Below are 421 nucleotides of genomic sequence, written 5' to 3' on the forward strand. Positions count from 1 at the left end.
CAACTGACCAATTCACCGCGACGGGCTCTCCCGGCGTTTAAAAAACTTGGAGTGGCTGGTTGAAAGCGTTGATGAATCATTTCATCGGCAATTCTCATTGCTAATTTTTGGTCGCCATCTGCATAATATAAAGCGTTCACTGCGATTCGGTCTTCGTAGGACTCGACATAATAATTCCCGTCATCGGTCTTAATTGCATACTGGGTATAAAATTTGTAGGCCGCCATAAAGCTTTGAAATTGAAAGTGGACTGCATCCAAGAAATCATATAATTTTTCAATAAACACAAAATCATATTTCTTGACCAGTTGGCTCTCAACAAAATTATTCTTAATCAACCAATCGAAACGTTCCTTTAAAGAAGAAAAACGCAAACGGTTCGGTTCGACATTTTCTTTTAAAAATGCGTCGCGAGCTTCCT

1 protein-coding gene is annotated in these 421 nt (G+C 39.4%); it reads right to left on the bottom strand.

Annotated elements, in window-relative coordinates; translation table 11 throughout:
- The coding region (locus tag KH893_RS12515; protein ID WP_281166366.1) for a ribonucleotide reductase N-terminal alpha domain-containing protein at positions 1-421 on the bottom strand (421 nt) is incomplete at both ends.

The organism is Liquorilactobacillus sicerae, assembly GCF_029916425.1.
In the GTDB taxonomy this organism is placed as follows: domain Bacteria; phylum Bacillota; class Bacilli; order Lactobacillales; family Lactobacillaceae; genus Liquorilactobacillus; species Liquorilactobacillus sicerae.